The sequence below is a fragment of the Allosediminivita pacifica genome, assembly GCF_003054175.1.
In the GTDB taxonomy this organism is placed as follows: domain Bacteria; phylum Pseudomonadota; class Alphaproteobacteria; order Rhodobacterales; family Rhodobacteraceae; genus Allosediminivita; species Allosediminivita pacifica.
In genome coordinates, this window is sequence record NZ_QBKN01000005.1 from 191,266 (window position 1) to 198,919 (window position 7,654).

Sequence of the window (7,654 nt, forward strand, 5' to 3'; positions counted from 1 at the left end):
AGGCGGGGCATTGCAGCCCCGCCTTTGCGCCCGCCGTATCCCCGGCCCGCGCCAAGACGACGAAGGATTTCCGATGCCGGCTGCCCGCGCGCCTTTGGCGGAGCGTGAGACGCTTCTGCAGATGAGCCATGTGGAAAAGACCTTCCGCGGCGACATTGTCGCGCTGAAGGACATGAACCTCCAGGTCAACGACGGTGACTTCATATCCCTGCTGGGCCCCTCGGGCTGCGGGAAGTCGACCGCGCTGCGCCTGATCTCGGGGCTGATGACGCCCACCTCCGGCAATATCCGCTGGACCGGCGGGCAGGGGAACGGCGATCTCGGCGTCGTCTTCCAGGAACCGACGCTGATGCCCTGGGCGCGGGTGGTGGACAACGTCTACCTGCCGTTCCGCCTGCGCGGTACGCCCTATTCCGAGGTGAAGGACGACGTGCTCGAGGCGCTGAAGCTGGTGGGGCTGGAGAAGTTTCAGCGGTCCTTTCCGCGTGAGCTCTCGGGCGGGATGAAGATGCGCGTGGCCATCGCACGGGCCATGGTGACCAAGCCGCGGCTCATCCTCATGGACGAACCTTTTGCCGCGCTGGACGAGATCACGCGCCACAAGCTCAACAACGACCTGCTGGCGCTGCGCGAGGCCATCGGCTGCACGGTGATCTTCGTGACCCACTCGGTCTTCGAATCCGTCTTCCTGTCGGATCGCATCGTGGTCATGGCCGCGCGCCCCGGCCGCGTCATCCGCGAACTGACGGTCGACGCCCCTTATCCGCGCGACGAGGAATTCCGCACCTCTGCGGACTATGCCGGCTTCTGTCGGCAGGCCTCGGACGCGCTGCACCAAGCCATCGGAGAGGCCGCATGAGCGTCACCGACACGACAACCTCGGCCAGCGCGCCGACCGAAGACGCCGAAGAGGCTGCGCGCTACCGCCGCGATCGGAGGATGAAGGTGGCCCGCTGGATGCTGCCCTCGCTGGTGCTGGTGGTGACGGTGCTGGCCTGGCATCTCTACGTCACGCTGTGGGAGGTGCCGCATTACATCCTGCCGGGGCCGGTGCTGGTCGCGCAGTCCTTGATCGAGGACTGGGGGCTGCTTTACCCGGCGCTGCTTATTACCGGGCGGCTGACCCTGCTGGCGCTGCTGTTCGCCGTGATCGGCGGGGTTACGCTGGCTGTGGCATTCACCCAGAGCAAGTGGGCCGAGATGTCCTTTTTTCCCTATGCGGTGATCCTGCAGGTGACGCCCGTGGTGGCCATCGCGCCGCTCCTGCAGATCTACGTGGAAAACGCCTTCGTGGCCGCGCTGCTCTGCGCGTGGATCGTGGCCTTCTTCCCGATTCTTTCGAACACGACGATCGGGTTGAAGTCGACCGACCACAACCTCGAGGATCTCTTCACCATCTACGGGGCGACGCGCTGGCAACGGTTGCGCTACCTCGCGGCCCCCTCGGCGCTGCCCTACTTCCTCGGTGGCCTTAAGATCGCGGGCGGCCTTGCCCTGATCGGTGCTGTGGTGGCGGAGTTCGTGATCGGCCGTGCGGGCACTGGCCTCGGCCTTGCCTCGACGCTGCTCGAGGCGTCCTACCGGTTCAACTTCGGGCGTCTCTACGCGGCGCTCATCATGATCTCGTGCATGGGCGTTGTGATCTTCGCCGTCATGAGCCTGATCTCCTACCTGGCGCTCTTCCGCTGGCACGAAAGCGCGCTCAAACGAGAATGACAATGGACTTCAAGACTTTGCCCGCGACGGGGCATTTCACCCTGCGCGACGTGACTGTTCCGGCCTGCCTGGTCGGGCGGGACGGGGACCTCCTGCGGATCGACATCGGGATCAGCGAAGGCAAGATCGCAGCCCCGGGCGGCGCGGACGTGCAGATGGCGGGGGCCATGGTGCTGCCCTGCTTCACCGACATGCACACGCACCTCGACAAGGGGCACATCTGGCACCGTGCCCCGAACCCCGACGGGACCTTCGATGGCGCGTTGAACACGGTGCGCGAGGATCACGCCAACTGGACGACCGAGGACGTGATGGCGCGGATGGAGTTCGGTATCCGCTCGGCCTATGCCCACGGGACCCGCGCGATCCGCACGCACATGGACAGCATGGGCGGGCAGTACAAGCGCAGCCTGCCTGCGATGACCGCGCTGCGCGAGAAGTGGGCCGGGCGTGTCGAGTTGCAGTTCTCCAGCCTGATGACGGTCGATGCCTACGACCGGGACGAGGATCTTGTCGCGATCGCCGATGCGTTGGCCGGGGCAGGGGGCGCCTTCGGGCTGGTCACCTTCCCGATGGAGGGCATTCGCGATCGGCTCGACGCCTATTTCACGATGGCGGCCGAGCGCGGGCTGTCGGCCGACCTGCACGTGGACGAGACCATGAACGCGGATGTCGAGACGCTGCGCGACGTGGCGCAATCGGTCATCGACACGGGCTTTGATGGGCCGGTGGTCGTGGGGCACTGCTGTTCTCTGTCCACGCAGGACGAGGCACGCGCGATGGACACGCTGGACCTTGTCGCCAAGGCCGGGTTGCAGGTCGTGAGCCTGCCCATGTGCAACCTCTACCTTCAGGACCGGCATCCGGCTCGCACGCCGCGGGGCAGGGGCGTCACGCTGGTGCACGAGATGAAGGCGCGGGGGATCCCGGTCAGCTTCGCCTCGGATAACACGCGCGATCCCTTCTATGCCTACGGCGATCTCGACATGCTCGAGGTGCTGCGGCAGGCGACGCGGATCGCGCACCTCGACCATTCCGAGACCGACTGGGTGCGCACGGTCACGACCACGCCTGCACAGACCTGCGGCTTTGACATCCCCTCTCTCGAACCCGGCGCGCCCGCGGATCTCGTGATCTGCCGCGCGCGAGAGTGGACCGAGCTTTATGCCAGACCGCAAAGCGACCGGATCGTGCTGCGTGAGGGCAGGGCCATCGACCGCACGCTGCCCGATTATTCCGAACTCGACGACCTCATGAGGACACCATGAACATAGACGCCTGCAAGGCTGCGCTGGCCCACCTCGACATCGAGGAGCGCGACACGGCAATCACTGCCGCCTCGCGCGACTTCTTCTGGTATTCGCCGGTGCTCAAGGCGCGGCTCGACCACGTGGTGGCCGATTTCGTCGTTCGGCCAAAGAACGAGGCCGAGGTGATCGAGGTGTTGAAGACCTGCTATGCCCATGACGTGCCTGTGACGACACGTGGGGCAGGGACGGGCAACTACGGTCAGGCCATGCCGCTTGCCGGCGGCTGCGTCATGCACCTGCGCCACATGGACAAGGTGAAGGAGGTGAACCCGGGCCGCGTGGTCTGCGAGCCGGGCGTGCTGCTCAAGGACCTCGACGCGCACTGCCAGGAGGATTCAGGGCAGGAACTGCGCATGTTCTCGTCCACCTGGTCGACGGCCACGATCGGCGGCTTCATCGCCGGTGGTTCCGGCGGGGTCGGATCGGTGCACTGGGGCTCGCTGCGTGACCTGGGCAACATCATCCGCCTGCGCGTGGTTACCATGGAAGAAAAGCCCCGCGTGCTCGAGTTCCGGGGCGAGGAACTGGCCCGCGTAAGCCACGCCTACGGCACCAACGGCATCATTACCGAGCTCGAACTGCCGCTGGCCCCGGCCTACGACTGGACCGGCATCTTTGTCGCCGCCGACGATTTCGGCACGGCCATGGCCTTTGCCGACGAGCTGGCCAACGAGGACGGCATCCTGCTCAAGATCGCCTCGGTCTACGAGGCGCCCATCGCGCACAGCTATTTCCAGCGGGTGAAGCCGCACGTGGGCGAGGGCACCAACCTCGTCGGGCTCATGGTGGCGCCGCAGTCGATGGATGCCTTCCTGACCTTCCTGAACCGGCGACCAGACTGTACCATGATCTACCGCAGCGACGACCACGACTGGCCGCGGCACCCCGGGCCGGTGTTCGAGTATGGCTGGAACCACACCACGCTGCGCGCGCTCAAGTTCGATTCCTCGATCACCTACCTGCAGGTCCGCTACGCCTTCCCCGAGCACCGCGAGCTGATCGAGAAGATCCGCGCCGATTTCTCGCCCGAGGTGCTGCAGCACCTCGAGGCCATCCGCCAGAACGGCAAGATCGGCTTCGCGGGCCTCAGCCTCGTGAAGTTCACCACCGAGGAACGGCTGGACGAGATCATCCGCCTGCACGAGGAGGCCGGCGCGCTGATCTTCAACCCGCATCGCTACACGCTGGAAGAGGGCGGCCGGCAGCACGCGGACCCGACGCAGCTGAACTTCAAGCGCGAGGCCGATCCCAAGGGTCTGCTGAACCCCGGCAAGATGATCGCCTGGGACGATCCTGACTGGACCTACGAGAAGATGTACGCCTACCCGCAGATGAGGGCCGCCGAATGACACCCCTCACCCCGCCCCTGTCCCCCGAGGGGAGAGGGGGCAACATCTTCCGACGGCGCCGCCGGGCGGCTCCCTCTCCCCTCGGGGGACAGGGGCGGGGTGAGGGGGCACATGCATGAGCCGCGCGATGGTTCTTTACGCCCACCCGTGCCCTGAAAGCTTCAACGCGGTGGTGCACGAAACGGTGGTGGACACGCTGGAAGCAAAGGGCTGGGAGGTCGACGACTGCGATCTCAACGCCGAAGGGTTCCTGCCGGTGCTGACCGAACTGGAACGCCGTGGCTATCACGATCAGCCCGCCAACCTCGAACCTGTCAAACCCTACGTCGACCGCCTGTTCGCCGCGGACGCGCTGGTCATGGTCTTCCCGGTCTGGAACTTCGGCTATCCGGCGATCCTCAAGGGCTTTCTCGACCGGGTCTTCCTGCCCGGCGTCTCGTTCAAGCTGGTGGACGGGCGGGTGCGTCCGAACCTCACCCACATCCGCAAGCTGGTCGCCTGCACCACCTATGGGGGCACCCGCTGGCGTGCTTTCATGGCAGGCGATCCTCCGCGCAAATGCGTGACCCGCGCGGTCTGGCATGTCTGCCGGCCCGAGAAGATGCGGTACCTTGCGCTCTACGACATGAACCGGAACACCCCCGAGACACGCGCCGCGCACCTCGCGCGCGTGCGGCGGGAAATGGAGGCACTCTGAATGCGCGCCCTCGTCGTCTACTGCCATCCCCGCGAGGAAAGCTTCACCGCCGCCGTGCGCGACACGGTGATGACGGGACTGAAGGAGGCCGGCGTGCAGACCCGTCTGGTCGATCTCTACAAGGAGGGGTTCGATCCTGTGATGAGTTCGGTCGCGCATCGCGACTATCTCGACGAGGATCTGAACCGCGCCGGGATCGAGGACCAGATCGAGGCGCTCCAGTGGTGCGATACTCTTATTTTCGTGTACCCGACGTGGTGGTACGGACTGCCTGCCATGCTGAAGGGCTGGCTCGACCGCGTTCTCGTGCCGGGCGTCGCCTTCGCCATGCCCAAGTCCGAGGGCGAGGACATCGCAGCCAACCTTACCCACATCACGCGGCTCGGCGTCTTCACCACCTGCGGGGCAAGCTGGTGGCTGACGCGCATGATCGGTGCCCCGGGGCGGCGCACGCTGCTGCGCGGGTTGCGGCTGATCTGCGCTAAGCGATGCCGGACGGCCTTTGCCGCGCACTACCTCATGGACACCGCCGAGCGTGACAGTCTCGAACGCCATCTTGGTCGGGTGCGTCGCAAGGTCGACAAGCTCATAGGCCCCGTGCCGCAGCAAAAGGAGGCCGTGGCATGATCCCCGTACTCGATTGGGCCGACTACGAGAAAGACCTGCCCGGGTTTGCCGCGGCGCTCGGAAAGGCTTGTCGCGAGACGGGCTTTTTCCTTCTGGCGGGGCATCCGATTGCCCCCGGACTGATCAGGCAGATGTTCGAGCAGGCCGACGCCTTTTTCGGGCTGCCGGACGACGAGAAGAACCCGCTCTCCATCTCGAACAACCCGCACAACCGCGGCTGGGCGCGCATGGGCAGTGAGAGGCTCGACGACACTTCGGGTCAGGTCGACAGCAAGGAGGCCTTCAACATCGGCCTCGACCTGCCCGCGACGGACCCCGAGGTGCAGGCGGGCAAACCGTTCCGGGGCGTGAACGTCTGGCCAGACCTGCCGATGTTCCGGGACGTGACGCTGGCCTACTACGACATGGTCTGGGCGCTTGGTCTCGACCTGCACCGGGCCATCGCGCTGGACCTCGGGCTGCGGCCCGACTTCTTCGCGCGGCACTTCTCGGCGCCGATGGCGACGTTGCGCCTTCTATCCTATCCGCCTGCCCAGGGCGCGGAGGGCGAGATCGGGGCAGGGGCCCATACCGACTACGGCTCGACCACGCTGCTCATGACCGATGGCGAAGCCGGGCTTCAGGTAAAACCGCGCGGCGGGGACTGGACCGACGTGCCGCTCGTGCCCGGGGCCTTTGTCGTCAACATCGGCGACTGCCTCATGCGCTGGACCAACGACATCTACATCTCGACGCCCCACCGTGTGCTGCCGCCGGCCCGCAGGCGACGGTCCATCGCCTTCTTCCTCGACCCGAACCCGGACAGCGTGATCGACGCGCTGCCGGGCACCGGGGACCCGAAATACCCGTCCGTCACCGGGGCCGACTACCTGCGCTCCCGGCTCGACGCGACCTATACACCGGAGGTGGCCTCATGAGCCGGTTCGACTGGTACGAACGCCGCGCGCCCGAATTCGACGCGGTGGATCCCGCGCGCAGCATCGCGATACTGCCCACGGCCGCGGTGGAACAGCACGGGCCGCACCTGCCGGTGGGGACGGACACTATGATCGCCGAGGGCATGCTGGGGCGCTTCCGTGAAAGCTGCCCCGAGGATCTTGATGTGGCGATCCTGCCCGTGATGGCCGTGGGCAAATCCAACGAACACCTCTGGGCCAAGGGCACGCTGACGCTCAGCGCGCAGACCGCACTGGCGGCCTGGACCGAGATCGGGCTTTCGGTTGCCAGGGCAGGATACCGCAAGGTGGTGATCGTGAACTCGCACGGGGGGAACCTCGACCTCGTCTCGATCCTCTCGCGCGAGCTGCGGGTGCAGGCGGGGATGCTGGCGGTGAAATGCCAATGGGGCGGCTTCGGCCATCCCCATGGCATGTACCCGGAACACGAGCTGCGCTTCGGCATACACGGCGGCGACGTCGAGACCTCGCTGATGCTCGCCTTCCGTCCGGACTGCGTGGACATTGAGCAGGCGAAGGATTTCCGCTCGTCTGCCGAATCCGATCCGATTCCCCCCGTGGGCGGAATCAGCCGGGGCTGGATCGCCTCCGACCTCAACCCGGACGGCACCGTGGGCGACGCAAGCGCCGCGACTGCCGAAAAAGGGACCAAAACAGCGGAACACCAGGTCTCGGGGTTCATTGAACTGTTGAGAAAGGTTGCCAAGATGGACCTGCCCACCGCACCAACGGTTGTGCCGAAAGGCTGACAGGGCAGGGCACACGGGCGAAAAACGGCTTCTGACGCTAAGTCAGGCGCATTTTTTGCGGTTTCCGCGAATTTTCCTCTTGCGGGTTTGGCGCGTAATCCGTAAATCCCCCTTCACCGGCGGCGCTGAGGCGCTACGGGGCGCCACGGAGGCGGACGGGACGAGGTTCTGGCGGTCTTCGCGGCAACGAACATTAGGGGCAGACGAGGCGGGGCGCGCCGGTAAGTTAGGGCGCATCTCGGTTGGTTTT

The 7,654-nt window shown here is 66.0% G+C and carries 8 protein-coding genes; all 8 read left to right on the forward strand.

The features are described from left to right. Positions 1-73 precede the first annotated feature (73 nt). Positions 74-859, forward strand: a complete 786-nt coding sequence (locus tag C8N44_RS05815; RefSeq protein ID WP_244641001.1) for an ABC transporter ATP-binding protein — start codon at positions 74-76, stop codon at positions 857-859. Then, a complete protein-coding gene (locus C8N44_RS05820; RefSeq protein WP_107975226.1) occupies positions 856-1,716 on the forward strand; it encodes an ABC transporter permease in 861 nt (286 codons plus the stop codon). Before C8N44_RS05815 ends, C8N44_RS05820 begins: the two co-directional genes overlap by 4 nt. Positions 1,717-1,718: 2 nt before the next feature. Next, positions 1,719-2,984 (forward strand): cytosine deaminase, encoded by a 1,266-nt coding sequence (locus tag C8N44_RS05825; RefSeq protein ID WP_107975227.1) that lies wholly within the window; start codon positions 1,719-1,721, stop codon positions 2,982-2,984. After that, positions 2,981-4,375, forward strand: a complete 1,395-nt coding sequence (locus C8N44_RS05830; RefSeq protein WP_107975228.1) for an FAD-binding oxidoreductase — start codon at positions 2,981-2,983, stop codon at positions 4,373-4,375. The genes C8N44_RS05825 and C8N44_RS05830 overlap by 4 nt, the downstream gene beginning before the upstream one ends. 115 nt (positions 4,376-4,490) lie before the next feature. Next, the gene (locus C8N44_RS05835) at positions 4,491-5,072 is read left to right on the forward strand and encodes an NAD(P)H-dependent oxidoreductase (protein ID WP_107975229.1); all 582 of its coding nucleotides are present in this window, start codon (positions 4,491-4,493) and stop codon (positions 5,070-5,072) included. Next, positions 5,073-5,699, forward strand: coding sequence for an NAD(P)H-dependent oxidoreductase (locus tag C8N44_RS05840; RefSeq protein ID WP_107975230.1), 627 nt, complete (start codon positions 5,073-5,075; stop codon positions 5,697-5,699). It begins immediately after the preceding gene. Next, positions 5,696-6,616, forward strand: coding sequence for an isopenicillin N synthase family dioxygenase (locus C8N44_RS05845; protein WP_107975231.1), 921 nt, complete (start codon positions 5,696-5,698; stop codon positions 6,614-6,616). Before C8N44_RS05840 ends, C8N44_RS05845 begins: the two co-directional genes overlap by 4 nt. Continuing rightward, on the forward strand, positions 6,613-7,404 hold the full coding sequence (locus tag C8N44_RS05850; RefSeq protein ID WP_107975232.1) for a creatininase family protein: 792 nt from the start codon (positions 6,613-6,615) through the stop codon (positions 7,402-7,404). Before C8N44_RS05845 ends, C8N44_RS05850 begins: the two co-directional genes overlap by 4 nt. Positions 7,405-7,654 lie beyond the last annotated feature (250 nt).

Bases quoted from the DNA above. Each gene is read 5' to 3' on its own strand.
- C8N44_RS05820 (WP_107975226.1), top strand. From the start codon at position 856: ATGAGCGTCACCGACACGACAACCTCGGCCAGCGCGCCGACCGAAGAC.
- C8N44_RS05845 (WP_107975231.1), top strand. From the start codon at position 5,696: ATGATCCCCGTACTCGATTGGGCCGACTACGAGAAAGACCTGCCCGGG.
- C8N44_RS05840 (WP_107975230.1), top strand. From the start codon at position 5,073: ATGCGCGCCCTCGTCGTCTACTGCCATCCCCGCGAGGAAAGCTTCACC.
- C8N44_RS05825 (WP_107975227.1), top strand. From the start codon at position 1,719: ATGGACTTCAAGACTTTGCCCGCGACGGGGCATTTCACCCTGCGCGAC.
- C8N44_RS05850 (WP_107975232.1), top strand. From the start codon at position 6,613: ATGAGCCGGTTCGACTGGTACGAACGCCGCGCGCCCGAATTCGACGCG.
- C8N44_RS05835 (WP_107975229.1), top strand. From the start codon at position 4,491: ATGAGCCGCGCGATGGTTCTTTACGCCCACCCGTGCCCTGAAAGCTTC.
- C8N44_RS05830 (WP_107975228.1), top strand. From the start codon at position 2,981: ATGAACATAGACGCCTGCAAGGCTGCGCTGGCCCACCTCGACATCGAG.
- C8N44_RS05815 (WP_244641001.1), top strand. From the start codon at position 74: ATGCCGGCTGCCCGCGCGCCTTTGGCGGAGCGTGAGACGCTTCTGCAG.